The organism is Blautia sp. AF34-10, assembly GCF_003477865.1.
Classification (GTDB): Bacteria; Bacillota; Clostridia; order Lachnospirales; family Lachnospiraceae; genus Fusicatenibacter; species Fusicatenibacter saccharivorans.
Window position 1 is genome coordinate 44,884 of sequence record NZ_QUED01000019.1, and the last position, 25,094, is coordinate 69,977.

Sequence of the window (25,094 nt, forward strand, 5' to 3'; positions counted from 1 at the left end):
TTGGTATCAAGTCAGGTATTACAGAAAACCCTTGATGAATTAAGAAATATTACGAGAATTGATTTATGTGTGACGAATACGGATGGTGTTCTGCTGGTGACCACATTCCCGGAAACCGCGATTGATGCAGAAAGCATCCGTTCTTTTGTATTATCCGCTGCGGACAGCCAGATTGTACAGGAATATCATTATTTTAAAGTATATGACAACCAGAATGTGGAGTATATTCTGATTTCTAAAGGAAGCAGCGACGATGCATATATGATCGGAAAGGTTGCCGTATGTGAGATTCAGAATCTTATCATTGCATACAAAGAGCGTCTGGACAAAAACAACTTTATCCAGAACCTTCTTCTCGACAATCTTCTTCTGGTGGATGTCTACAACCGCGCGAAAAAGCTTCGCATCGACACAGATGTACGCCGCGTTGTTTACATGGTAGAGACGAAGCTGGAAAAAGACATCAGCGCACAGGAGACAGTAAAGAGCCTCTTTGCTTCAAGACCGAGAGATTTCATCACCGCAGTCGATGAGAAGAGCATTATCATTGTAAAAGAACTGAAGGATACCGACACCTTCGAGGATATGAACCAGACCGCAAGAATGCTGGTTGATATGCTGAATGCAGAGGCAATGTCCCAGGTACGTGTTTCTTACGGAAATCCGGTCAGCGAGATTAAGAGTGTTTCGCGTTCCTACAAAGAAGCGAAGATGGCGCTTGAGGTAGGAAAAATTTTCTACGCAGACAAAAATGTGGTGCCGTACAACAACCTCGGCATCGGCCGTCTGATCTATCAGCTCCCGATTCCGCTGTGCGAAATGTTTATGACCGAAGTCTTCGGCGAAAATCTGCCGGATACGTTCGATGAGGAAACACTGACCACAATCAATAAATTTTTTGAAAATAACCTGAATGTGTCCGAGACATCCCGTCAGCTCTATGTACACAGAAATACTCTGGTGTACCGTCTGGAGAAGCTCGAGAAGAGCACAGGACTCGACATTCGTAAATTTGACGATGCGCTGACCTTTAAAATTGCCATGATGGTCGTAAGCTACATGACGTATATGAACAACAGCGAAAATCTGTAAAACCGTTCAGAGCCGTACAGGATTGCGGGAGTGCAAAGCACGGAGCAATCCGGGTATCGAAGGGGTCAAAAGACTTTTTGACCCTGACATTTTATCAACAACAAGAGGAGAGGAACGACATGATTGAATTACTGAACACAGGTGCATACCTTGTCAACGGAATCGATATCATCCCGGATACAGAAGAAGGCCGCGCGGAACTCAAAGCGCGTACCGGCGCTGTGCCGTGTCCGGCGGATGCTGCAAAAGAAACCATTGCCTATGGAATCTTAAAAGACCACAATGTTTCCGGCAACATGGAAAATCTGCAGATCAAATTTGACAAACTTACATCGCATGACATTACTTTTGTTGGAATCATTCAGACCGCGCGCGCGTCAGGACTGGAAAAATTCCCGGTACCGTACGTGCTGACCAACTGCCACAACTCCCTTTGCGCAGTCGGCGGAACCATCAACGAAGATGACCACATGTTTGGTCTTACCTGTGCGAAAAAGTACGGCGGCGTCTATGTACCGCCTCATCAGGCAGTAATTCATCAGTTTGCCCGCGAGATGCTTGCCGGCGGCGGAAAAATGATCCTCGGATCCGACTCCCACACCCGTTACGGTGCACTCGGAACCATGGCCATGGGCGAGGGCGGACCGGAGCTGGTAAAACAGCTTCTCTCCAAAACATATGATATCGCTATGCCGGGAGTGATCGCAATTTACATGACAGGCGCACCGCAGCCGGGCGTAGGACCGCAGGATATTGCACTTGCCATCATCGGTGCAGTCTTTGCAAATGGTTACGTAAAGAACAAAGTTATGGAGTTCGTAGGACCTGGCGTATCTTCCTTAAGCGCAGATTACCGGATCGGTGTGGACGTTATGACAACCGAGACAACGTGTCTGTCCTCCATCTGGAGAACCGATGAGAAGATCAGCGAGTTCTATCAGATCCACGGCAGAAGCGCAGATTACAAAGAGCTGAATCCTGGCGCGGTTGCTTACTATGACGGCGTTGTAAAAGTAGAACTCGACAAGATCAAACCGATGATCGCGATGCCGTTCCATCCGAGCAATGTTTATACCATTGAAGAGCTGAAAGCAAACCTCGATGACATCCTGAACGATGTAGAGAAGAAAGCAGCCATCAGCCTCGACGGAAAAGTTCCGTTCACTCTGAAAAATAAAGTACACGACGGAAAACTCCTGGTAGACCAGGGAATCATCGCAGGATGCGCCGGCGGCGGATTTGAGAACATCTGCGACGCAGCCGATATCCTGAAAGGCCACAGCATTGGCGACGATGCGTTCACCTTAAGTGTTTACCCGGCAAGTACCCCGATCTATATGGAGCTGGCAAGAAACGGAAAACTGGCAGATCTTTTGGAAACTGGTGCGATCGTAAAAACCGCATTCTGCGGACCGTGCTTCGGCGCAGGCGATACTCCGGCAAACAATGCGTTCTCAATCCGTCACTCCACCAGAAACTTCCCGAACCGCGAGGGATCCAAGATCCAGAACGGCCAGATTTCTTCCGTTGCCCTGATGGATGCACGTTCCATTGCAGCAACCGCAGCAAACAAGGGATTCCTGACCGCAGCAGACGAGTTCACCGGAACATACACGAAGCCGGCATACCACTTCGACAAGAAGATTTACGAGAACCGTGTCTTCGACAGCAAGGGTGTGGCAGATCCGTCTGTAGAAATCCAGTTCGGACCGAACATCAAAGACTGGCCGGCTATGCCGCAGCTTGCCGAGAACCTGATTCTGAAGGTTGTTTCCGAGATCCACGATCCGGTTACGACAACCGATGAGCTGATTCCATCCGGCGAGACTTCTTCCTTCCGTTCCAACCCGCTCGGACTGGCAGAGTTCACCCTGTCAAGAAAAGATCCGGCTTACGTGGGACGTGCAAAAGAAGTACAGGTCGCAGAGAAAGCCATCCAGGAAGGAAACTGCCCGGCAGAGGCACTTCCGGAACTGAAACCGGTCTTCGCAGCCATCCATACCCAGTACCCGGATATCGACAAGACAAACGTCGGTGTCGGATCCACCATCTTCGCTGTAAAACCGGGCGACGGCTCTGCGCGTGAGCAGGCAGCTTCCTGCCAGAAGGTATTAGGCGGCTGGGCAAACATCGCCAACGAGTATGCAACGAAGCGCTACCGCTCCAACCTGATCAACTGGGGCATGCTTCCATTCCTGATCCCGGAGAGAGATCTGCCGTTTACAAACGGAGATTACATCTTTGTACCGGAGATCCGCAAGGCAGTGGAAGAGAAAGCCGATGTGATCAAAGCGTACGTTGTAAAAGACGGAGCACTTGTTCCGTTCGAGATGACGTTAGGCGCGCTGACCGATGATGAGAGAGAAATCATCCGCAAGGGATGCCTGATCAACTATTATAGAGGATAAGTATTTGAGAAAGAGCTGTGTGGCAGGAGAAAAGTCTGTTTCATAGCTCTTTTTCTGCGCACTTATTTGAAATAAAATATCAGAAAATAATATAAAATTCAGAAAATAAACACAATAATTAAGAAAAGGAAAAGTGATATAAAAAAACAGTAAAAATATTTTAAAAATGTGTTGACAAATGCTGACGGATCTGTTATATTAAAATCACAAAGAAACAAGAAAACAAAAACCTAACCAAGAGGTACAAAGAGAAAGACTTGGGACCCCCTTTTCAAGAGAACAAACCATTTTCATAGAAAGAGACGAGAAATCTTCTATAGAAGAATGGAAAAAAAGGGAAAAGGAAGATGTTCTTAAGATGAGAGACTTCCGAAAGGAAAGAAAACCTGAGATAAAGATCCATACAAAAGAAGTTCGAAAGAAAACCTTTTGATAAACATGAGATCAGAGCAGATCTTAGGAAATCCTAAGGAAAAGATTTTCGGAGTGGAAATCTTAACCGCAAAGGAAAAGCCTCTGAAAAAGAACATCTTCCCGAAAAAAAGAAAATCTACAACAGGGAAATGGAAGAGAAACGATCTTTGAAATATCAAACGAAAGCGAAAACAAAGATCACAGATCGGTAAAGAAAGAAAACCAGTGAAAATCCTTGAAAGTAGAGAAAAAACTGAATATGGAAAATAAAGAAAAAGCGGTCGCTGTATCAGAAAAAATGATTGGTATGGCGATCGCTTTCTGTGTTGTGTAATTCGTCCGCCGGGCATGTTTTTCTTGACAGATGCGGCGGAAATGGTGCATACTTCTTAAAGCATAACAGCGGAGAAATCCGTGTATCGAAAATAAGAAGTCAGAACAGGAGAAGAAAGTGGCTGGATTTTGCAGAGAAGATATTTTAATGGAAGATAACGATATTCTTGTTGTTCACAAGCACGCGGGTATGGCAGTGCAGAATGCGCGGATGGGACAGATGGATCTGGAGCATGCGCTGCTGAATTATTTGGCGAAGCAGGCAAGGGCGGAAACACCGGGTCAGGCGCGGACTCAGATTCCATATCTGGCGGTCGTTCACCGGCTCGATCAGCCGGTTGAGGGCGTGCTGGTGTTTGCGAAAAACAAAGACGCCGCAGGAAAACTGGGACGGCAGGTGAAGGACGGGACGATGAAGAAAGAGTATCTCGCCGTCTGTGAGGGAAAAATCGAAAAACAGGGCGTGCAGAAGTTTGAGGATTTCCTTGTGAAAGACGGACGGAGCAACACATCCCGCGTCGTACAGCCAGGCACCGCCGGAGCGAAAAAAGCGGTGCTGGAATATGAAGTGATAAGGACACAGGAGAACCGAACCCTGGTGCAGATCCACCTCGGAACGGGCCGCCACCACCAGATCCGCGTCCAGTTTTCCCATGCGGGATATCCGCTGGCGGGTGATGCAAAATATGGGGCGAAAGAGAAAGGATCTCTGGCGCTGTGCGCGCATCATCTCGAGCTGAAGCATCCGCGGACAGGCAAACGGCTTTCGTTTACCGTAAAACCAGAAGGTGAAATCTTCCACAGCTTTGTGTAACTATTCAGAGCTATGTGAAATTGCAAAAAAGTTCAGAAAATCATAAGAAAACAGGACTGGACTATTTTTACGGTTTGTGTATAATAGAGAAAGGTTATGTAATAAAACTGTAAAAAGTAATGGAAAATGATTCATCAGGCAAAGCAGAAAGGGAGAATTATGAAACGCAGAATGATTGCAGTACTGCTTTCCGGAATCCTGCTGTGCTCGGCAGCTGGATGCGGAAAAGAAGCAGTGACAGACAAGAGCACCGCAGCATCGTCGTCTCAGGAAGTGACAGAAACTCCGGCGGCAGAAGAAAGCCGGAGGCCTCATCGTCCAGCGCAGATTCTACAGCAGAGTCAGCCAGTGCATCCACATCTTCTGAAAGCTCTGGAGATGAAGGAAAAGAAGCAGACAAAAAACGAATAGAAATCACCGTTCCGCACAAAGACGGCATGGAAGCATTGTACGACACCGTGGATGGACTTAACGTTGAAAAAGGCTCTTACATCGCCGTGGTTGCAAAAGACTTAAGTGCCGGTTTTTGGAAAGCCGTAAAAGCCGGTGCGCAGCAGGCACTTGACGATCTGAACGCCTCGCTTGGCTACACCGGAAACGACAAAGTTTATATGACATTTGAAGGCCCGGAAAATGAAAGTGACACCAACTCTCAGATCAATATCATCGACTCTGTCATTTCGGAAAATCCGGACGCGCTGATCCTTGGCATCATTGACCAGCAGTCGGGACAGGCACAGATGGAAGAGGCTTCCGACAGCCAGATTCCGGTCGTCATCGCGGATTCCGGTATCGAGAGTGATCTGATCACCTCGACATGTGCGACTGATCACGCAGCGGCAGCAAAGCTTGCGGCAGATCATCTCTGCGAGGCCATCGGCAACAGCGGAGAGGTTGCGATTGTTGCACATCAGTACAACACCGAGAGCAGCGTAGAGCGCGTGGAAGCATTTAAAAAAGAGATCGAAGAAAAATATACCGATGTGAAAGTGGTTCAGGTGAATTACGGAGATGGAGAAGAATCCATCGCGGACATGCTGAAAAATACACTTGAAACCTACCCGGCTCTGAAGGGCATCTTCTGTACGAACGAAGACATGGCAGACCAGACGCTGGATGCGCTGGCAGATATGGAAAATACTGAGCAGATTCAGATTGTCGGTTTTGATTCCGGTGAAAAACAGCAGAAAGCGATCCAGGAGGGACGCGAGTACGGTACCGTAACGCAGAATCCGTACGGTCTTGGCTATGCGGCAATCGTGGCGGCCGTCCGCGCGATTCAGGGACTTCCGGTAGATCAGAAGATCGATACGGGATATCAGTGGCTCGACAAAGACACGATCGATCTGGAGACAAATCAGAAGTATCTTTATAACTGAAAATCAGGATAAAAAATGAACCCGGCAGACAAGGGAATGTTCCTTTGCCTGCCGGGTTTTCTGCGCTGCAGTGCGGATTACGAGTTCTGATCGTCTTCGTAAATTCTCTGTACCTCTTCGGAAATCTGCTGCCGGATCGCGGAGAGATCGACATCCGGGATGCCGTCCTCGGTGATCTGCGGTTTGGAAGGAGAGGTATACGGCTTCGTGTCGCCCATGGAAGCTTTTGGGGATGTTTCTTCTTCGTCAAACTCCTCCGGAGCGGCCGGTTTTGCGGATGGCCGGCGGCGGATGATTTTTGGAAGATCTTTCTCATCGTCGTCATCGTCAGGTTCTTCCGGAACAAAACGGAAATCGTACATGGTGTTCTGCGAAACACGGGTACGGTTCGACGGTTTCTGATAGCTGCGGTACGGATCTCTTGCGTTGCCGGAAGAAGAGGAAGAGGAGCCGCGGCGTTTCTTTTTCTTCTTTCTGGATGGAAGAGGGTCGAAACCGGATCTGCGCTTCCGTCTGGCGCGCGCTTTTGCACGGTGTTCGCGTTCTTCTTCGTCGTCATCCTCCCAGTAGTCCGCCTCTTTCCACGGTTTAAACTGGAAGAGCATGCCTGCTGCGGCGAGAATGGCAGAGACAATCCAGAACATCATGTTCAGATCGAGGTCCTTGAAGAAATATGCCATGCGGATCGTCGTGAGGGCGCCGCAGATGGAGGTGACCAGGATTACGGAAATGCGTTCGAACGGAACGCAGATCAGGCCGATCACGAAAGCGACGAGGGCGACGAGTCCATAACCTGTGATATCGTTTGGATTGACGAGATGCCAGAGGCAAAAGCCGACGAGCCCGCAGATCAGAAGAAAAAGTCCGATCCGGTAGAGGACGAAGGCAATGATTGCGGTCAGAAGACCGATGCCGACGGCAAGCGCCAGGGTGATCGTCGTGGTCTGATTCGTGTAGGTACCCGCTGCATAACCGGCGGCCGCGCCGAGAAAAAATCCGGGAATGACGCTCCAGAGCTTGCGGAGCGTATAGCCGAAGAAACAGTTCAGCAGGGCAAAAACAATCACAATCAGAAGAAGCTGCTGCTGGTAAACATCCATGACGTCCCGGACTTTATCGAGACCGCCAAGCAGCGTGTTGATGTTGAAAGCTTGCATATTCAGATTCATGATATTCACTCCTATATGATGTATCGGAAAAATAGATACAGGTTGTATTTTAGTACGGAACGGCGGTTTTGGCAAGTGAAATTGTGTTTGAGATCTGGGAAACGGCAGAATGGCGGCGGTGTGCATATGGTATAAGGAAGAGCAAAAAGGAAATAAAACAGGCATGAATCAGGATAGAGTGTATGAAAATAGAAGAAATTCCTATCAGGGAAACCCGATGGAGCGGCCAGAGCCGTTTTTGCAGCACAGCCTTATGGGGAAGAAGTATGGAGGAGCAGCAGGAAGCGCGGGAACGGCAGCGGATGCAGTCGTATTATTCCCGGACGGCATCTGATCTGCAGCGGCTGGTGGAGGCAGAGTGTGACCGCATGGATTACCGCGGCAGCATGATGTACGACGAATTCCCGGACCGACTCATGATGGAGCACACCTGCCGGAATATCGCACGTCAGTACGGCAGGGAAAACGGCGGGAAGGATGAGAAAACGGCAGAAGAGGAACTGCTCGATTTGATCGGCGTTCTTTTTTATAATGAAATGTTCCGGAGGCGGAGCAGGAGGAAACATTATTACAATCTGTGGCTTTAAACTGCGCCATAAAGTAATAAGAGGGTAACACATTTTTAATAATTTTTCTGTTGTGGTTTTGCGGAAAACAGATTACAATATTAGCGAGGTTGTAAGGGGCTTTATTACACATGTTTACAAACGATTCAGGAAGTTTGGAGAGTATAAATGGAATTACAGAAATTATTACAGGATGAAATCCGGGAAGGGCTGTACCGTATCACGATCAGCGGCCCAAGAGGGGACAGTGAAGTGTCCAAAGTGAGAATACGCCCGGTTGAAATAAAAGGAAAACTGCTCTTTCAGTGCCAGGAGACTGTCGGCACGAAGGAGTTTCATAAAAATATGACAAAAGACGACGTGATCACCCGGATCAGCGACTGGATGAACGGAACCTTCAAGCAGATGCAGCGCGAATCCGACACCTGCACAGCATCCGTTCTGGTCAGCAAAAAGGGAACGATGACGATCAAAAAGAAACCGCATATGAAAGGAACCGGCAAACCCGTCAATCTGGCGCACAACCGGAAGAAACGGTATATTCTGGAAGAAGGAATCCCGGTTCCTTTTTTACAGGATCTCGGTGTTATGACAAAAGAAGGCAAAATCGTGCGGACCCGCTACGACAAGTTCCGCCAGATCAACCGCTTTCTGGAGTTCATCGAAGATATCCTGCCGCAGCTCCCATCGGACCGCGAGATCACGATTCTCGATTTCGGCTGCGGAAAATCGTATCTGACGTTTGCGATGTATTATTACTTCCGCGAACTGAAAAAACTGGATGTCAATATCATCGGACTTGACTTGAAAGAGGATGTCATCGCAATCTGCAACGGACTGGCGGAGAAATACGGCTATGAAAAGCTGCATTTCTATCAGGGTGACATCGCTTCTTATACCGGCCGCGACGAGGTCGATATGGTGGTGACGCTGCACGCGTGCGACACGGCGACTGACTATGCGCTGGAAAAGGCCGTCAAATGGAATGCAAAAGTTATTCTTTCCGTTCCGTGCTGCCAGCATGAGCTGAACCGCCAGATTGCAAACAAAGAACTGTATCCGATCATGGATTACGGCATCTTAAAAGAGCGCATGGCGGCGCTTCTGACCGACGGAATCCGGGCAAAGCTTCTGGAGAATGCAGGCTATGAGACACAGATTCTTGAGTTCATCGACATGGAGCACACGCCGAAGAACCTTCTGATCCGCGCGGTAAAACGCCAGGAAGGCTCGAAAAAACTGCCGGAAGAACTGAAAGCGTGCATGGAAGCATACCATGTGAAGCCGACACTGGCAGACCTCCTCACAGAAAAGGAGGAGCCGTGATGAATAAAAGAGCAGCAAGGATTCTGATCCTTTTTCTTGTTTTTGCCGCATCAGTCGGTGTGTTCACACACCTGATGAGCCACGAGACGACGGAGAATGCGACCGATCTGGACGCAGCGAGTCTTCCGGTGCTGTACATGAAGACCGCGGACACGACAGTGAACCGCATGTACGGATACCGCCAGGAGATGAACGGCGTAACGACAAGAGAAAACCTGACACCGCTGCCGATGGACCGTTCGCTTACGCTTGAAATTGATGCGAAAGGACAGAAAATTATAAACGTGACCTATACGGTGGAAAGCACAGACGGCGGAGCGCTGATTGAAAACTCGGTGCTGAAATCGTTTGACGAGGACGGAAGCTATCTGAAAGCAGACTTCCAGTTAGAGACCGCGATTCTGATGAATCAGGAATATACGCTGAAGCTCGAGGTTGCCTACGGGGACGGCCAGTCTGCCTGGTATTACACCCGCATTGTACAGCGCAACGGCGTGGAGGTCGGCGATTATCTGGCCTACACACAGATGTTTGCGCAGACATGCCTGGATAAAACGCAGGCAGAAGCGCTCGTTCCGCAGCTTGAGCCGGATGAGACGGGGGATAATTCTTCGTTCCTCAATGTCAACATTCATTCCAGCCTCGACCAGATTTCCTGGGGAAGCCTCGCACCGACGATCGTACAGCAGCCGGTGCAGCAGATCAAAGAAGCGAATGAGACGACGACCAGCATTACACAGGAGTACATGATCAGTGCGCAGGATGAGAACGGACAGACGGAGTATTATACCGTAAGCGAGTTCTACCGGATGCGGGAGTCCGGCGGAGAGATTATTCTGCTGGACTTCGAGCGGAGCGCACAGCAGATCTTTGATCCGGAGCTTGGTGTTCTGACGAAATCCGGCATCAACCTCGGTGTGACCGGCGAGGATACCGAGTATGTGACGAATACGGCAGGTGATATTGTCGCATTTGTAGTAAACGGTGATCTCTGGTGCTACAACCGCAGCGCCAACAAGACGATCCGCGTTTTCAGCTTCCGTGAGAACGGCAGCATGGATGACCGGGAACAGCACGGAGAGCATGATGTCAACATTGTGCGTGTGGATGATGCGGGCGATGTGACGTTTGTTGTTTATGGCTATATGAACCGCGGAAACCACGAGGGTGAAGTGGGAGCAGCCGTTTACTATTATCGCGCCGAGCGGAATGTGGCAACCGAGGAGATTTTCGTTCCGGCGGATATTTCCTACGAGATGCTGAAAAAACAGCTCGACCGCCTCTCCTACGTCAACAAGCAGAGAGAGATGTATCTCTATCTGAATGAGAACCTGTGCAAGGTTGATATTGGAACCGGCACGACGACGGTGGTCCGGGAAAGTATCCCGGAGGACTGCTTTGTAGTATCGGAAAGCCAGGAGAGCATCGCGTGGATGGATGCGGACAATGCAAGCAGTGCGATGAACATCACCGTGATGAATCTGGAGAGCGGGGAAACGCAGCGCTTTGCGGCGGATGACGGACAGAAGATCCGGGCACTTGGCTTTATCAATGAAGACTTTGTTTATGGTATGGCAAACGACAGCGATATTTTAAAAGATATTTCCGGCAATGAAGTTTTCGCTATGCATACGGTGCGGATTGCCAGCATCGACGGAAACGTGAAAAAAGAGTATCACCAGGACGGCTATTATGTGACAGGCGTGTCGATTTCGGACGGCCTTCTGGAGCTGGACCGCGTGGTACGCCAGGAAAACGGCTATGCGGATGCGCCGGAGGATCACATCATGAACGGCGAGCAGCAGAGCCAGGAACTGGTGACGGGCCGCCTGGCAACGGTGGACGACAGAAGAGAGCAGCAGTTCCTTCTGGAATTCTCGACGAGCGGCAAAACACAGTCGCTTCTGACACTGACACCGAAATATATCTATTCAACCTTACGGACCGATCTTACGATGTCGTACGACACGGGCAGCGCAGATCTTTACTATGTATATGGAAAAGGAAAACTGATCGCCATTTTAAGCTCCCCGGCCGAGGCCGTACAGCTTGCCGATGAGAATGTCGGCGTTGTGCTGAACAGCAGCCAGTCCTATGTGTGGGAGCGCGGAAACCGCCAGCAGGGCATGCGCCTCGACGAGACAACGATGCCGTCGGGATTCCAGAGTGCATCTCTGGACGAAAACGTGCTGAAGGAGTCACTCGGTGATGATTACGAACTGCTGAACCTGACGGGCTGCACAAGAGAAGAAATTCTCTACATGATCAGCAGCGGCTACGGCGTTGTTGTAAAGACCGGCGCGAACGAGAGTCTGCTTCTGACCGGATACGATATTTTTGGAAATTCCTGGCTGTATAACCCGGCAACGGGCGAGACAACTGCACTTTCTGACGATGACAGCGATGCATTGTTCGCACAGAACGGCAATGTCTTCATCAGTTATATTAAAAAAGTAAAGATCGAGTGATTTGCGGGGTTTTCTAATGACGCAAAAAGTGCTAGAATAAAGAAAGCACTATGAATATTTAGGGAGAAAAAAGACAATGAAACTTACAACCATCCGAGAGATTTATAAAAACCGGGAAGCATACCTGGACAAAGAAGTAACCGTAGGCGGCTGGGTGCGCAGCGTACGTGATTCCAAAACCTTTGGTTTCATCGTTCTGCACGACGGAAGCTATTTCGAAACCCTGCAGATCGTATACCACGATGAGATGGAAACTTCGCTGAGATTTCCAAAATGAACGTCGGCGCAGCATCATCGTAAAAGGTATCCTCGTTGCTACCCCGCAGGCAAAACAGCCGTTTGAGATTCAGGCAGCAGAAGTTACCGTAGAGGGCGTTTCCGCACCGGATTACCCGCTGCAGAAAAAACGCCACTCCATGGAATACCTTCGTACCATTTCCCATCTGCGTCCGAGAACCAACACCTTCCAGGCAGTCTTCCGTGTTCGTTCCCTCTGCGCCTATGCGATCCATCAGTTCTTCCAGGAGAGAGACTTCGTTTATGTCAATACCCCGCTGATCACCGGAAGCGACTGCGAGGGAGCCGGCGAGATGTTCCAGGTAACCACCATGGATCTTGACAATATTCCGAAAACCGAGGACGGCGCTGTTGATTTCACACAGGACTTCTTCGGAAAGAAGACAAGCCTTACCGTAAGCGGACAGTTAAACGGCGAGACCTTTGCACAGGCATTCCGCAATATCTACACCTTCGGACCGACTTTCCGTGCAGAGAATTCCAACACCACCCGCCACGCAGCTGAGTTCTGGATGATCGAGCCGGAAATCGCATTCGCTGATCTGGAGGACGATATGGAGCTTGCTGAGGCAATGCTGAAATATGTCATCCGCTACGTTATGGAGCATGCACCGGAAGAAATGCAGTTCTTCAACAGTTTCGTGGACAAGGGACTGATCGAGCGTCTGAACCATGTCGTAAATTCTGAGTTCGGCCGTGTAACCTACACCGAGGCTATCGAGCTTCTGGAGAAAAACAACGACAAATTCGATTACAAAGTATACTGGGGATGCGATCTGCAGACCGAGCATGAGCGTTATCTGACCGAGCAGATCTTCAAGAGACCGGTTTTCGTTACCGATTATCCGAAGGAGATCAAAGCGTTCTACATGAAGCTGAACGATGACAACAAGACCGTTGCCGCTATGGACTGTTTGGTTCCTGGCATCGGAGAGATCATCGGCGGAAGCCAGCGTGAGGACGACTACGAGAAACTGCTTGGCCGTATGAAAGAGCTGGGACTTGCTGAGGAAGATTACGGATTCTATCTGGACCTCAGAAAATATGGTTCCACCCACCATGCAGGATTCGGACTGGGATTTGAAAGATGCGTCATGTATCTGACCGGAATGGGCAATATCCGCGACGTCATCCCGTTCCCGAGAACAGTAAACAACTGCGAGCTGTAATTACGAAAAGTGATATAGAAACTTAAAAAATACGGATGCCGGGTGCAGTGGAATCCAATGTGGATTTGGTGCACCTGACGTCCGTATTGTAGTAATAGAGAAAATGAATCCAGAAAGGGGTATGTGCCTATGCGGTTTATTCATATTGCGGACGTGCATCTCGGCATGCAGCCGGATGCGGGATTTCCCTGGAGCGAGGAGCGCGGGGAGGCCATCTGGGAGAGCTTCCGGCGGATCATCCGCCTGGCCGGTCGGGAAAAGACGGACTTTCTGCTGATCGCGGGAGATCTGTTTCAGCGCCAGCCGCTTCTGCGGGAACTGAAAGAGGTCAACGATCTTTTTGCGTCCATCCCGGAGACGATCGTCGTGCTGATTGCCGGAAACCACGATTATGTGAAGCGGGAGAGCTTTTACCGCGGTTTCGACTGGGCAGACAACGTGGTAATGCTCCTGTCGCCGGAGCCGGAGTGTGTTGAAGTCCCGGAGAAGAAGACGGCGGTGTACGGATGCAGTTACGACAAAAAAGAGATCCTGGAAAACCGGCTGGACGGCGTGCGGCCGGAGGGAAAAATGAAATATCATCTGCTGCTCGCGCACGGCGGCGATGCCCGCCACATGCCGTGGAATCCGGGCCGCATGGCGCAGGCTGGGTTTGATTATATTGCGTGCGGGCACATTCATAAGCCGGGGATTCTTATTCCCGACAAAATGGCATACGCAGGCGCACTCGAACCGACGGATGAGACGCAGTTGGGGCCGCACGGCTACATCCGCGGAACAGTGGACGAGCACGGCACGCGGATTCAGTTTGTGCCGTTTGCCAGATATGAGTACGAAGATCTGGTGTTGAACGTGACGGAGGATCTGACACAGTATGCGCTGGAGACGAAGCTGAAACAGGAGCTGGCGCTGCGGGAGGATGGGAAGATCCGAAAAATCATCCGCCTGAAACTTGTGGGACACCGTGCCGCCGAGCTGGAATTTTCTCCGAAACGGCTGCTGGACTGCGGCAGAGTCATCTCCGTGGAGGATGAAACACGTCCGGCATACGATCTGGAACAGCTGAAGAAAACGTATGGCGCTAGTCTGATCAGCGCTATATTGAAGCATTTGAAACAAAGACGGATGCGCAGTCACAGAAGGCGCTCGACTATGGTCTCGAGGCGCTGCTGGCGGCACGCAGGAACGGCTGAAAAAAAGATTGCGGGAGGCGTAGAAGATGAAAATAGAAAAACTGGAAATCCGCAATTTTGGAAAAATGCAGAACCGCACACTGGAATTTTCCGATGGGATTCAGCTCATCAGCGGGGAAAATGAGAGCGGAAAATCGACCGTCCATACCTTCATCCGCAGCATGCTGTTCGGCATGACACGCGGCCGGGGGCGGGCGGCAAAAAATGATGTCTACAGTCGTTATGAGCCATGGGAAAATCCGGCATACTATGCGGGAGAGATGGTGCTTGAAAGCGGCGGCAAACGGTTCCGCCTGACACGGAATTTCGGGCGGCAGAACGCCAATGCAAAGCTGGTGTGCCTGACGGACGGCGAGGTGCTCTCCGTGGAGGACGGCGATCTTTCCATGCTGCTCGGCGGTGTCAGTGAGATTGTGTATGATAATACGGCTTCGATCGGGCAGTTAAAAGGAAGAACCGAGGAAGGGCTTGCGGATGAGCTGCGGAACTATATGGCAAATTACCAGGGGAGCAGCGATGGAGAGCTCGATGTGGCGGCGGCGCTGGATCTGCTGAAGCAGAAGAGAAAGCGCCTGGAGCAGGAACAGAAAAAGACGCTGGCGGGACTGGAAAAACGGAAGGAAGAACTTGAGACGAAAATTTCCGTTTTTACGGAGGAGTGCCGTCAGAGCGAGGAGAATCTGCAGCAGGCGAAAGAGCAGATGAAGCGGGATATTTATCAGAAGGATGTGCCGATCGAACGGGTGCGGAAGATGAAAAAAGAATCTCGGAAGAGCCGCAAATGGGGTGCCGCGTGCGTGGCGCTGGCTGGATTTCTCTTGTTCTTATGCATTCTGCAGTTCTTCCATATTGATTCGCTGCTGACGAGAACGGGACTCGGGCTTGCGATTGCGGCGCTCTTGTATCTGGCGTACAGTCTGTTCCGTCACCGGAAAACGGAGGTCGAGCAGGTCGTGACGGAGCCGGAGGAGCAGGCGATCCGCCGCCAGCAGTGGAATGTGGACCGCCTGAAGCAGGAGCTGGGGCAGAAACAGACGGTGCTGTCGAACTTGCAGAGTGAATACGAAGAGCTCTGCATTTCCATGACGGAAAAAGATCATCTGCAGGAAGAACTCGATGCGCTTTCCCTGTCGGGGGAGACGATCCAGAGTCTCTCCGTACAGATGCAGAGCCGGATCGGCGACCGCTTAAAACAGCAGATGTCAAAAACGCTGTCATCGCTGACGAATGGCCGCTATCTGCAGGTGAATATGGATGAGAATCTGCGGATCGGCCTTCACACCGCAGACGAATATGTGCCGCTTGAACAGGTCAGCCGCGGCACGATCGAGCAGGCGTACTTTGCGCTCCGCATGGCGGCGATGGATGTGCTCTGCGGCGAGGAGGAGCTGCCGGTGATTCTCGATGAATCGTTTGCGTTTTACGATGAAAACCGGCTGAAAGAAACTTTGAAATGGCTGGCGGAAAACCGGACGCAGGTGCTGCTCTTTACGTGTCAGAAGCGGGAGGAGGAAGCACTCTCGGAGATGGGAATTCCGTACCGGAAAATTGTGCTTTAAGTAATGCGGCTCGCAGAGAATCGGTGAGTTGTGGTTTGGAAATAAAGGAGAATAGAAGTTATGCTGACAATAGGATGTCATTTATCATCGTCCAAAGGATATCTTGCCATGGGAAAAGAGGCGGTGTCCATCGGGGCGAATACCTTTCAGTTTTTTACAAGAAACCCGAGAGGAAGCAAGGCGAAAGCCATCGACGAGGCGGATGTCGCAGCGTTTCTTTCTTACAGTAAGGAGCATGGAATCGAGCGCATTTTGGCACATGCGCCGTACACGCTGAATCCGTGCTCGAAGGATGCGCACACGAGAGAGTTTGCATGGATGACGATGGCGGATGATCTGAAACGGATGGAGTATACGCCGGGAAACTGCTACAATTTCCACCCGGGCAGTCATACCGGACAGGGGGCGGAAGAGGGAATCCGTCTGATTTCGGAGATGCTGAATGAAATTTTAAAACCGGAGCAGACGACCACGGTGCTGCTTGAGACGATGGCAGGAAAAGGAACCGAAGTCGGCCGCTCGTTTGAGGAGCTGGCGGCGATTCTGGAGCGCGTGGAATTAAAAGACCACATGGGTGTCTGCCTAGATACGTGCCATGTGTACGATGCGGGATACGATATTGTGGATCACCTCGATGATGTGCTTGAGAGGTTCGACCGCGTGGTAGGACTTTCGAAGCTGAAAGCGGTTCATCTGAACGACAGCAAGAATCCGTTTGAGAGCCATAAGGACCGCCATGAGAAGATCGGCGAGGGATCGCTGGGACTTGCGGCATTTGAGCGGATTGTGACACATCCGGCGCTGGCGGGACTGTCGTTCTATCTGGAAACACCGAATGAGCTGGACGGATATGCAAAAGAGATCGCGCTGCTGCGCGGGTTTGCGAAATAGAGGAAGAAGGTAAGAGAAAGTGGAAAACACGAGAGAGAAGAATAAAAGATCTGACGGAAGAAAAAAGACGTATTTCGACAGGGAAAATAAAAAGAAAGCTGTTCGTATCGAGAAAACAAAGAGCGTGGCACCGGAAAAAGGAAAGCAGAAAAAGAGTTCATCATCGTCGAAATGTCCTTATCAGAAAAAATGCGGCGGATGCACATATCTGAACCTCTCCTACGAAGAGCAGCTCGCGAAAAAAGAGCAGTTCCTGAAGAAGACTCTGAAGGGCATCGTCCCGGTCAAAGGCATGGTTGGCATGGAAAATCCTTATCATTACCGGAATAAAGTCAATTCCGCCTTTGCACGCAAAAAAGACGGAACGATCATATCCGGCATTTATGAAAAGGGCACACACAAAGTGGTTCCGGTCGATGAGTGCCTGCTCGAGGATCAGCGTGCCGATGCCATCATCCGCGATATCCGCAGTCTGCTGAAGAGCTTCAAAATCATGATCTACAACGAGGACAGCGGCTACGGCCTCCTGCGCCACGTCATGGTGCGCACCGGCTTTGCTTCCGGCGAGATCATGGTCGTCCTCGTCTGCGTATCACCAGTCTTCCCGTCAAAAAACAACTTCGTAAAGGCCCTGCGCAAATTCCACCCGGAGATCACCACGATCGTACTGAACGTCAACGACCGCACCGACAGCATGGTACTCGGAAAACGCGACATTGTCCTCTTCGGACGCGGCTACATCGAGGATGAACTCTGCGGCTGCACCTTCCGCATCTCCCCGCAGTCCTTCTACCAGGTCAACCCGGTTCAGACGAAAAAACTGTACGAAAAAGCCATCTCCCTGGCCGGCCTCACCGGAAACGAACGCGTCCTGGACGCCTACTGCGGAATCGGAACCATCGGCCTCATCGCATCCCGCGATGCCAGAGAAGTCATCAGCGTCGAACTGAACCCGGACGCCGTCCGCGATGCCGTAACAAACGCCAAACGAAACCAAATCAAAAACGTCTCCTTCTACCAGAACGACGCCGGCGCCTTCATGGTCTCCATGGCCGAAAAAGGCGAAAAAGCCGACATCGTCTTCATGGACCCGCCAAGAGCCGGCAGTGATGAAGCCTTTCTGTCCTCTGTCGTAACCCTTTCACCGAAAAAAGTGGTCTACGTCTCCTGCAATCCGGAGACATTGGCGAGAGACCTGCGGTATCTGACAAAACACGGATATAAGGCAGAAGAGGCATGGGGGTATGATATGTTCGCGTGGTCGGAGCATGTGGAAAGTATCGTGTTGCTTTCCAAACTTAAATCAAATAAGTTGAAGCATATCAATGTGGAATTAGAGATGGATGAGCTTGATTTGATGGCGGCGGAGAGTAAAGCGATCTATGCGGAAGTCAAGGATTATGTTTCTGAAGCAAAGCGGATTGAAAGTTAGCAACTTGTATATCGCACAGGTGAAGCAGAAATGCGGCATTATTGAGAGGGCAAATTATAACCTGTCAAAATTGGAAAACTCTAGACAGCCGAAGTGTCCGCCAGGGAAAGAAGCGGCTATAAGGGAGGCACTGGAACATTTTCGGATGATATGACGATATCGTAGAAATAGAAGAATCCTTTTTCTTTGACTTGGTTCTTTAAGTCCCTTTGTTAGTTTTGGTTAGTGGGACATAATTTTACATTTGAAGAAACGTGAATACGTATCGGAAGATAGATAGAGAGTTCAAACAGATACGAAGGAGTTTTGTTCATAAATGATAGAAAAAAATAAGATTTTAGAATCATGGATAATGGTGGAACATTTATCGGAGGGAGACATCGGTTTGAATGATAAGGCTATTCTCACTCTGAATGATTTGCAGGAACAGGATTTCTATTCTCTGTTTCTGCATAAAATTGAGAAAAAGAAATGGAATCGACGGCAAAAAGGAGGAGTCGTTGTCTATTTTGATATTTTTAAATTTCAGGAAGTTGTGGACATACTTCATGCAGAGTATGGCTTGGAATCGACGGATGAGGATATTCGTTTCGGAGACAAGTTCAGTTTCGCGCTGTATTTCGATAAGAATCTTAATTTTCTGGAGGATATGACATTCTTTACAGAAAGTGCTTACATACGGAAATTCAAAAAAGTTCCCTATGAGAAAGAGTTTCGGGAATTTGAGAAAGATTTTAAAAATCAGCTTGCTCAGGATTTTGATGAGACAGCAGGGGATTCGGCGAAGTTTAATGCTGCGATGCAAAAGGAACTCCTGCAACATGAGGTTGATATAATAAATTGCCGGATGAAGATTCTGGGAAATATCGAGACTGAAGCGACGAATCTGCATTCTTTTTTCATCGATGATCTGGAAAAAGCAAAAAAAATCGAAACGGTTAATTTGAATGCTTATTTGTATGGAAATAAAAAGGAACGCATGAACCTTGACAGCAAAAAAGATTCAGTGAATTTTCATCCGCATCTGTTTGAACAAATTCTGCAGCCGAAGAATTATCCCCTGGGAAGGTTTCCAAGCAATACGACATATGCGCTTTCTCTGATGCAGCAAGTTGCGGTAAACTTATCCATCGGCTTTGACAACAATCAGATGAGAAGTGTCAACGGTCCGCCTGGAACCGGAAAAACGACGCTTTTGAAGGACATATTTGCGCAGTTAGTGGTACAGCAAGCGTATAGTATTGCGAAACTTTCGGACCATTTTATCAAAGGAACAGAGAAAACAATTTATTTTAATCATGCATCGATTGGAGAGATCCCGGAACATATTATCGAAAATAATATCGTGGTTGCAAGTTCGAATAATGGTGCGGTTCAAAACATTGTGAACGAACTTCCGTTGAGTAAGGAGATTGACAATTTTCTAATCGATGAACTGAAAGAAGCGGACTATTTTTGTGAGATATCGAATGCGAAGGTGTCGGTAGAGTGGTTGGAAGATGAGAACGGGAAGAAAAGAGAGGAACTGGTAAAAGAATCTGTTCCGGGAGAAGAAAAGTTTTGGGGAGTATTTTCACTTGAAGGTGGAAAAGCGAATAATATGAGCAATATCCTCACGAATATGAAGCATATCCACAAATATTTGGAAGAAGATTATCTGCCGAATCAAGGTATATATAAACAATTTCTGAGTCATTATGAGGAAGTAAAAGCGATTCGAACAAAAAGGCAGGAATTTGCAGATAGCGTTCGGATGTATCAGGAATATACTCAAAAGATGGAACAGGTTCGTGGCAGCTATCAAGAAAAATTAGAGAAGAAAGAGCATGAATTGTGCGTAGAACTTAAGAAGCTTGCAGAAAATAAACAGGAATGCGGGCAGCAGTTGGAACAGTTACATCTCAGTTTGAAAGAGGTACAAAACAGGGCAGAAGCTGTCCGAAAAAATATGGACAGTATGAACCAGTGCCTTCAAGTACACAAGGAGCAACGTCCTTGCTTCTTTGCGGGAAAGAAAAAGAAAGAGGAATATAGGAGCAGATTAAATGAGATTACGGATCAGTTAGTAAAATTAAATGATGAAGATATAGAATGCAGGGAACAGGAGAAAAAAATTAATGAAAATATTCATTTGCGGCAAACAAGGCTGAGTAAAAATAATGAAAAACAGGAGAAGCTTAAGCAGGAGTTTAACAGTTGGAAGACGGTGGAAACAGGTAAAATTTCAAATTTGGAGAAAAGAGTCCGCGAATATGAAAATATAAAAAACGACAGTAAGACAGAACCGCTGAATATGAATCAGGAGTATGAAGATTTACAGATATCAAACCCGTGGTTTGACGAAGCGTATCGTGTCGCACAGTCAAAATTGTTTGTTATGGCATTACGTGTTCGAAAACAATTTCTTTATGAGAACAGAAAAAATGTAAAGGCGGCCATTATCGTCTGGGATCAGCAGGAGAAGTATTTGGATCGAAAGCATGTGATTGAGGCGGCATGGAACTGGATTAATATGACAATTCCGGTGATTAGTTCTACGTTTGCCAGTTTTTCGCGTATGTGCAAAAATCTTGGAGCTGAGACACTGGGGCATCTTTTTATCGATGAAGCAGGACAGGCGCTGCCACAGGCGGCTGTCGGTGCAATCTATCGCAGCAGGCATGTAATGGTGGTCGGTGATCCGTTGCAGATTAAACCGGTTCTTACGTTGGATTCTAATACCCTATATATGTTGGGGGAGCATTTTGGAGTGACAGAAAAATATTTATCTGCATCTGCATCCGCACAGATTTTAGCAGATGCGGCAAGTCAGTACGGGTTTTATCGAAAACAGGACAAGGCGGAGGATTCATGGGTTGGAATTCCGCTATGGGTGCATAGAAGATGTCGGTATCCGATGTTTACAATTTCGAACATGATTTCCTATGACGGATTTATGGTGCAGGGAATGGAAAAGTACGGAAAAGCAGACTGGTTTGATGTTGGTGGAATGGCGAACAATAAATATGTCGAGGAACAGGGAGAATTCCTTTTGCATAAGCTCAAGGAGATGATAGATAAAAATCCGAAAATCTTAGATAAAAAAGAAAAAGATGTGGTTTATGTAATTACACCGTTTTCCAATGTGGCATATCAGCTTTCTCAGAAATTACGGAAAATTCACTTTACCCGATATGATGAACAGGGAAAACCGACAAATGTCGGAACTGTCCATACGTTTCAGGGGAAAGAGGCTCCAATCGTATTTTTTGTACTCGGTGCCGACAGGCAGAGCAGCGGAGCGGCACGCTGGGCAGTAACCGAAGCGAACATAATGAATGTTGCGGCGACGAGGGCCAAAGAGGAGTTTTATATTATTAGTGATAGGAAATTGTATCTTGGGCTTGGGTGTGATGTTGCAACAGATACGGATCGGATTATCAGAGAATATAAAAATCAGTATCTTGTGGATGATCATGCACACAAGAATGAGTTGCGCATGCAGGTTGACGAGACACGGACACTCATTATTGATGCGGATTTTAGACGCATTACAGGAACGGTCAAATATGTTGGAAAGGGAACAGAAAGTTTTTATGCCTATGTAGTTGGTGCTGATGGAAAAGAATATTCCATTACCGAAAGTATTTATTCTAAGACAGAGAGTGCAATAGAAGTGATTCAAAAGGGTAAAAAAATATCTTTTATTCCAGGAGAAGGGAATAAGAAACTATTTGCTACAGAGGTGAAGATAGATGTTTAATTAAGAGAGAGGTTATCGGGAATTTAATGGAACGGTAAAGGGAGGGGTAAAAGATGGAGGATCAAAGAGACAATCCTAATATTATTGGGAGTGAAATCATCATATATCAAACGGAAGATGGATATACAAAAATTGACGTTAAATTTGAAGACGAGACCGTTTGGCTTACACAGGCACAATTATGTGAGTTGTATCAGACAAGTAAATCTAATATCAGCGAGCATATCAAGCATATTTTTGAAGAGGAAGAATTGGATGAAGAGTCAGTTGTTCGGAAATTCCGAACAACTGCAGCTGATGGAAAAAACTATAATACAATTCATTATAATCTTGATATGATTATTTCTCTTGGATATAGAGTGAAATCCAAGATTGCTACAAATTTCCGTCGGTGGGCTGCTGAACGATTAAAAGAGTACATGATAAAAGGCTTTACAATGGATGATGAACGGCTAAAAAATCTGGGTGGGGGTAATTATTGGAAAGAGTTATTAGACCGTATTCGGGATATTCGCTCATCTGAAAAAGTGATGTACCGACAGGTACTTGACCTTTATGCAACAAGTGTTGATTATGATCCCAAGAGTAGTGAATCCATTGCATTTTTTAAAATGGTACAAAATAAATTACACTATGCAGCACATGGACATACAGCAGCAGAAGTTATATACGAGCGTGCGGACGCCAGTCAGCCTTTTATGGGATTAAAAAGTTTTTCTGGTGATTTTCCTGTATTGAAAGATATCAGTATTGCCCAAAATTATCTCAATGATGAAGAGTTAAAGATCCTAAATAATATTGTATCGGGATATTTTGATTTTGCGGAGATTCAAGCTATGCGTCACAATCCCATGCATATGGAAGATTATGTGGAACACCTTGATAATGTTTTGAAAACTACAGGTGAAAAAGTGTTGCAAGGAGCCGGAACGATTAGTCATGCACAGGCAATTGAAAAAGCAACAGAAGAATATCGGAAATATCAGGTGCAGAACTTATCGCCGGTTGAAGAAGAATATTTGGAAAGCATTAAAAATATTCACAGTACAGTAAAGAAAAACAGTAAGAATTAATTTTCATAAAAGAGATTTTTAGAAGTTGGTAAAAATACGAGTTTGGACAATGATGAGTATGTCGAGACGGTCTGTTTGCTGTCAAGAAAATAAAATCAAGTACTGAAAAGTAGCGTATTTCCGAGCTTTTTGTAAGGTTGGTATCATCAGAGAAGCCTTGCGGAAAGCTCGGTTTTATTATATGGAAACATATCTACTTTTTGGTCTGATTGGAGAAAAAGTGGATGGCCGGAAAATTGCGGTAGGGTTTAGGCTGTGGATTAGATGTTAGCATTTCCGGATTTGGTTCATCGTGAATCAGTCGATACAGCGGATGTTTGATAGTTTTTTCCTCGCCACCGGTACCGGTGTATTGATATACATGGACTCTGTGACCTGAACTTAAAGTTTGTCATCTACTTTTGTTGCGATAAAATCCACTTCGGAATTATCCACTTTACCAATAGAGACATCATAGTCTCTACGTAGCAGTTCAAAGTAAACAACATTTTCTATTGCATGTCCGCTATCACGATCCCTGAATCCAAGCAGATAGTTTCTAAGTCCGATATCAACGATGTAATACTTTCCAAGAGTACGTAAGAATTCCTTTCCTTTAATATCAAATCTCTTGATGTCATAGAAGAAGTATGCTTCCAGTAGCGCATTCACATAGGCCTGAACAGTGTGAGCGCTTGGAGTTCATAGTGTTCGCCGGTTTTATCAAATGCTTGCTTGCGTGTGCCACCTAACGCACTTTTGGTTTCTCTTATTTCAAAATCATGGAATGTTAAAAATTCAGAGAAGGACAATGGAAGCATCTTTATTTCTACGCATCTGCCTGATAAATAGGTAGCATATTCAGAGGAGAGCATATAAGCATTCGAACCAGTAACATAAATATCGCAATTGAAATCAACATGGAAAGAGTAAGCATAAACTCATGAAAAAAATTAAGTTTATGCACTGAAATGCAGAAACTATTAAAATTTGACAATTTTTGTATTTTACAAGAAGAGAATGCCTCTATCATTGTAGACAGAAGCACCGGTATTATTTCCACAGCGGATAGCACGGTCGAGCTCATGATGGGGAGATTATTTGATGAATTATGTGCTAATATTCTGCAATTCTACTGCTGGTCGATTGATTTATGTACACTCTCATTATAATATGTGTGCAGGAGGTGAATATATGTATCAGATTAGTAATGAAAAATTCGGTTTATTTGTAACCGAATTAAGAAAGGAAAAGAATTTAACTCAAAAGGATTTGGCTGAAAAATTATATGTATCAGATAAAACAGTTAGCAAATGGGAACGTGGTCTTAGTATGCCCAATGTCGTATTACTCATACCAATAGCTGATATATTAGATGTTACCGTTACAGAATTGTTACGTGGAGAAAAAATAGATACACAGAAAAATATTGATAAAAAAGAAATCGAGGAATTGGTAGTAGGCTCTCTCGATATGGCTGTTAGGGATTCTATTCACCAGCATAGAAAAAACTGGATATTAGCATATTTGTTATGTTTTTTTATATCTATTACAGAAATTATTATGTTAGTTGTATCTGGAAGTTCGTTAGCTGAGATGAAAAGGGATATATTGCTAGTTACCGGGGGAATGCTTTTATTTGGTGCATGGTTTTGTTTCTTTGCAAAAGACATATTACCAACATATTATGATGCCAACAAGATAAATTATGTTTCACAAGGAATTTTTAGAATACATCTAGTTGGTTTATCTTTTAACAATGGAATTGGATATATATCTGCACAACTTTA

16 protein-coding genes and 2 pseudogenes are annotated in these 25,094 nt (G+C 47.1%); 16 read left to right on the forward strand and 2 right to left on the reverse strand.

Going from position 1 to position 25,094, the window contains the following annotated elements:
- The 4 genes from DWZ60_RS11995 (at position 1) to DWZ60_RS12010 (ending at position 6,440) form a co-directional block, all read left to right on the forward strand.
- Positions 1 to 1,092 (forward strand): PucR family transcriptional regulator, encoded by a 1,092-nt coding sequence (locus tag DWZ60_RS11995; protein ID WP_055219318.1) that lies wholly within the window; start codon positions 1 to 3, stop codon positions 1,090 to 1,092.
- Positions 1,093 to 1,211: 119 nt separating this feature from the next.
- Entirely contained in the window at positions 1,212 to 3,500 is a 2,289-nt protein-coding gene (locus tag DWZ60_RS12000) for a hydratase (protein ID WP_195997431.1), read from the forward strand.
- 895 nt (positions 3,501 to 4,395) lie between these two features.
- Complete coding sequence (locus DWZ60_RS12005) at positions 4,396 to 5,061, forward strand: RluA family pseudouridine synthase (protein ID WP_055265689.1); 666 nt, start codon at positions 4,396 to 4,398, stop codon at positions 5,059 to 5,061.
- A 203-nt stretch (positions 5,062 to 5,264) separates the two neighbouring features.
- Complete coding sequence (locus DWZ60_RS12010) at positions 5,265 to 6,440, forward strand: ABC transporter substrate-binding protein (protein ID WP_158576398.1); 1,176 nt, start codon at positions 5,265 to 5,267, stop codon at positions 6,438 to 6,440.
- Between the two features lie 77 nt (positions 6,441 to 6,517).
- Here the strand turns inward: DWZ60_RS12010 and DWZ60_RS12015 are convergent, their stop codons facing one another.
- The gene (locus tag DWZ60_RS12015; RefSeq protein WP_158576399.1) at positions 6,518 to 7,609 is read right to left on the reverse strand and encodes a TM7S3/TM198-like domain-containing protein; all 1,092 of its coding nucleotides are present in this window, start codon (positions 7,607 to 7,609) and stop codon (positions 6,518 to 6,520) included.
- A 163-nt stretch (positions 7,610 to 7,772) separates the two neighbouring features.
- Between DWZ60_RS12015 and DWZ60_RS17325 the strand changes: the two genes are divergently transcribed.
- The 11 genes and pseudogenes from DWZ60_RS17325 (at position 7,773) to DWZ60_RS12070 (ending at position 23,325) form a co-directional block, all read left to right on the forward strand.
- Positions 7,773 to 7,943 (forward strand): hypothetical protein, encoded by a 171-nt coding sequence (locus DWZ60_RS17325; protein ID WP_158576400.1) that lies wholly within the window; start codon positions 7,773 to 7,775, stop codon positions 7,941 to 7,943.
- On the forward strand, positions 7,876 to 8,196 hold the full coding sequence (locus tag DWZ60_RS12020) for a hypothetical protein (RefSeq protein ID WP_147397747.1): 321 nt from the start codon (positions 7,876 to 7,878) through the stop codon (positions 8,194 to 8,196). Before DWZ60_RS17325 ends, DWZ60_RS12020 begins: the two co-directional genes overlap by 68 nt.
- Positions 8,197 to 8,343: 147 nt before the next feature.
- Positions 8,344 to 9,501 carry a class I SAM-dependent methyltransferase gene (locus DWZ60_RS12025; RefSeq protein ID WP_119221690.1) on the forward strand — a complete coding sequence of 386 codons (1,158 nt, stop codon included), beginning with the start codon at positions 8,344 to 8,346 and terminating at the stop codon, positions 9,499 to 9,501.
- Positions 9,501 to 11,969, forward strand: coding sequence for a hypothetical protein (locus DWZ60_RS12030; protein WP_119221691.1), 2,469 nt, complete (start codon positions 9,501 to 9,503; stop codon positions 11,967 to 11,969). The genes DWZ60_RS12025 and DWZ60_RS12030 overlap by 1 nt, the downstream gene beginning before the upstream one ends.
- Before the next feature lie 76 nt (positions 11,970 to 12,045).
- Positions 12,046 to 13,435: pseudogene (gene asnS / locus DWZ60_RS12035) on the forward strand (asparagine--tRNA ligase).
- Between the two features lie 129 nt (positions 13,436 to 13,564).
- Complete coding sequence (locus DWZ60_RS12040; RefSeq protein WP_243038315.1) at positions 13,565 to 14,752, forward strand: metallophosphoesterase family protein; 1,188 nt, start codon at positions 13,565 to 13,567, stop codon at positions 14,750 to 14,752.
- The gene (locus tag DWZ60_RS12045; protein WP_022461544.1) at positions 14,655 to 16,187 is read left to right on the forward strand and encodes an ATP-binding protein; all 1,533 of its coding nucleotides are present in this window, start codon (positions 14,655 to 14,657) and stop codon (positions 16,185 to 16,187) included. The genes DWZ60_RS12040 and DWZ60_RS12045 overlap by 98 nt, the downstream gene beginning before the upstream one ends.
- Positions 16,188 to 16,247: 60 nt before the next feature.
- Positions 16,248 to 17,078, forward strand: a complete 831-nt coding sequence (locus DWZ60_RS12050) for a deoxyribonuclease IV (RefSeq protein ID WP_118595288.1) — start codon at positions 16,248 to 16,250, stop codon at positions 17,076 to 17,078.
- Between the two features lie 19 nt (positions 17,079 to 17,097).
- A complete protein-coding gene (gene rlmD / locus DWZ60_RS12055) occupies positions 17,098 to 18,510 on the forward strand; it encodes a 23S rRNA (uracil(1939)-C(5))-methyltransferase RlmD (protein WP_118640942.1) in 1,413 nt (470 codons plus the stop codon).
- 316 nt (positions 18,511 to 18,826) lie between these two features.
- Positions 18,827 to 22,252 (forward strand): AAA domain-containing protein, encoded by a 3,426-nt coding sequence (locus DWZ60_RS12065; RefSeq protein ID WP_119221692.1) that lies wholly within the window; start codon positions 18,827 to 18,829, stop codon positions 22,250 to 22,252.
- 53 nt (positions 22,253 to 22,305) lie between these two features.
- Entirely contained in the window at positions 22,306 to 23,325 is a 1,020-nt protein-coding gene (locus tag DWZ60_RS12070) for a virulence RhuM family protein (protein ID WP_119221693.1), read from the forward strand.
- Positions 23,326 to 23,709: 384 nt separating this feature from the next.
- On the opposite strand, the pseudogene DWZ60_RS20870 reads toward DWZ60_RS12070, so the two are convergent.
- A pseudogene (locus tag DWZ60_RS20870) lies at positions 23,710 to 24,215 on the reverse strand (AAA family ATPase); the annotation flags it as partial.
- 283 nt (positions 24,216 to 24,498) lie between these two features.
- On the opposite strand from DWZ60_RS20870, the gene DWZ60_RS12080 reads away from it, so the two are divergent.
- On the forward strand, positions 24,499 to 25,094 hold a 596-nt coding region (locus DWZ60_RS12080), incomplete at its 3' end, for a helix-turn-helix domain-containing protein (RefSeq protein WP_243038316.1).

Coding starts and splice junctions, on each gene's coding strand:
- DWZ60_RS12025 (WP_119221690.1), top strand. CDS start 8,344: ATGGAATTACAGAAATTATTACAGGATGAAATCCGGGAAGGGCTGTAC.
- DWZ60_RS12050 (WP_118595288.1), top strand. CDS start 16,248: ATGCTGACAATAGGATGTCATTTATCATCGTCCAAAGGATATCTTGCC.
- DWZ60_RS17325 (WP_158576400.1), top strand. CDS start 7,773: ATGAATCAGGATAGAGTGTATGAAAATAGAAGAAATTCCTATCAGGGA.
- DWZ60_RS12015 (WP_158576399.1), bottom strand. CDS start 7,609: ATGAATCTGAATATGCAAGCTTTCAACATCAACACGCTGCTTGGCGGT.
- DWZ60_RS12065 (WP_119221692.1), top strand. CDS start 18,827: ATGATAGAAAAAAATAAGATTTTAGAATCATGGATAATGGTGGAACAT.
- DWZ60_RS12020 (WP_147397747.1), top strand. CDS start 7,876: ATGGAGGAGCAGCAGGAAGCGCGGGAACGGCAGCGGATGCAGTCGTAT.
- DWZ60_RS12005 (WP_055265689.1), top strand. CDS start 4,396: ATGGAAGATAACGATATTCTTGTTGTTCACAAGCACGCGGGTATGGCA.
- DWZ60_RS12040 (WP_243038315.1), top strand. CDS start 13,565: ATGCGGTTTATTCATATTGCGGACGTGCATCTCGGCATGCAGCCGGAT.
- DWZ60_RS12030 (WP_119221691.1), top strand. CDS start 9,501: ATGAATAAAAGAGCAGCAAGGATTCTGATCCTTTTTCTTGTTTTTGCC.
- DWZ60_RS12045 (WP_022461544.1), top strand. CDS start 14,655: ATGAAAATAGAAAAACTGGAAATCCGCAATTTTGGAAAAATGCAGAAC.
- DWZ60_RS12000 (WP_195997431.1), top strand. CDS start 1,212: ATGATTGAATTACTGAACACAGGTGCATACCTTGTCAACGGAATCGAT.
- DWZ60_RS12070 (WP_119221693.1), top strand. CDS start 22,306: ATGGAGGATCAAAGAGACAATCCTAATATTATTGGGAGTGAAATCATC.